Origin of the sequence: Staphylococcus sp. HMSC035D11 (assembly GCF_001836075.1) — a bacterium.
Lineage (GTDB): Bacteria > Bacillota > Bacilli > Staphylococcales > Staphylococcaceae > Staphylococcus > Staphylococcus hominis.
On record NZ_KV827260.1, the window covers coordinates 1 to 1,606 of the forward strand.

The 1,606-nt window shown below is 27.9% G+C and carries 2 protein-coding genes and 1 pseudogene; 1 reads left to right on the plus strand and 2 read right to left on the minus strand.

Annotated elements, in window-relative coordinates; all coding sequences use genetic code 11:
• Positions 1-465: 465 nt before the first annotated feature.
• Positions 466-693, plus strand: a complete 228-nt coding sequence (locus HMPREF2647_RS07075; RefSeq protein WP_002440499.1) for a ParB N-terminal domain-containing protein — start codon at positions 466-468, stop codon at positions 691-693.
• Here the strand turns inward: HMPREF2647_RS07075 and HMPREF2647_RS11030 are convergent.
• A pseudogene (locus HMPREF2647_RS11030) lies at positions 666-803 on the minus strand (DDE-type integrase/transposase/recombinase); the annotation flags it as partial. The gene HMPREF2647_RS07075 and the pseudogene HMPREF2647_RS11030 sit on opposite strands and share 28 nt — an antisense overlap.
• Before the next feature lie 67 nt (positions 804-870).
• A partial coding sequence (locus HMPREF2647_RS07080) for an MFS transporter (RefSeq protein ID WP_070859788.1) occupies positions 871-1,606 on the minus strand: 736 nt, incomplete at its 5' end.

A 1,606-nucleotide genomic window follows, 5' to 3' on the forward strand; every position in this document is an offset into this window, starting at 1 on the left:
TCCCTTTAGCAACAGTTTTTGAAGAAGAGACAACAAATTTATTTGCTAAAATAAAAGATAAAAATAAAGAAGAGAATCATTAAAAAAAGGAGTGTTTTTAGATATCATCTTGTATTGTTGTCCAACTATTATTATCTATTTTGATGCTTGTTTTTATACATCAACAAATAAATCAAAGCCATTTAGATTTTTGGTTTATTATTTACTTCTTATTTTTTATAGTTGTGGTTTTGTTTTGGAAACCTTCGAAAGACAAAAAGTAGACCACACATTTATGCAGAGAAAATTTATTGTGCGTTGAGAAGAACCCTTAACTAAACTTGTAGACGAATGTCGGCATAACGTGAGCTATTAAGCCAACCGTTCGACAAGTTTTGGGTTTGTTAAGGGTTCCGAGGCTCAACGTCAATAAAACAATTGGAATAAAAAACTGATATAATTATTTTAATTAACTGGGGAGATTTTTTGAAATATAAAGTTATTAGAGAGGAAAAACAAAGAAACCCTATTATCGTTACAAAGTACAATAGAGGTTATCTTGTGTTAGATAGTGCACATAGGTATACAGCTTTGAAAAAGATAGGTTGTCAATATGTAATGTGTCAAGTTGTAGAAAAAGATGATTATACAATAGAAATATGGAATCATCAAATTTCCCATAACGACTTTTTAAAAATAAGTCCTAATGTGTGACAGTCTGTATCGTGCGATTGATACAGATAGCACCATTTTCCTTTGATTTTGATATATGTCTCATTAATACGCCGTTTACAATAGGCTTTTTTAGGCTTTTTCATCAAAATAATTCCCCCACTAAAGTTGAGTTTTAAGGTTCAACTTTAGGGGGGGAATTCAAAAAATATACAGCAATTATATTTTTATTTTATTACTTTTATAAAATAATACAATGCTGAAAGATGTAATTAAAGAAAGGATGCTAAAAATTAACATTCCAGATTTAAATTGAGTAATAATTAAACCACCAATTACTGGAGCTAATAATGAACCGATGTTTTGTAAACCTAACAAAGAGTAATAAGCTCCTTTATTATACTTATCGGTAATTTCGTCTATTCTAATATCTATAGTAGTAAATACTAACATTTCCCCCATAGTGAATACAATCATAGCAAAAGCAAGTAATACAATATTTTCTGTTAAGCCAAAAGTAAATAATCCTAAAGTTAAAGTAATTGCTCCTAATATAATGCATGATTTATGAGAATATCGCTTGTTTAATAAATAAATAAAGTATTGACAAGTTAAAGCTATCACACCATTTATAGACAGTAAGTAACCATAAATAGAAGTAGCTTTAGAGTGCGATTTTATGGCAAAGAATTGAGGTATAGAACTTAGAATTTGAGAATAACCAAATACAAAGAATATACTTCCTAAAAGCAATAATACATAAGCTTTATTTCTTTTGATAATACCAAAAGAGGTAAGATAGTTTAATTTAGGATTTTCGCTTCTTTTTTCTTCTATAGAAGAAAAAAGAAAAAAGATAAAATTAATAAAGTAGATAAAAGAAATAAAGATGCATACATTTTTTAAAGAAGATACTTCTTGAATTTGTATAGAAATAAAAGGTCCTAATGCAGCA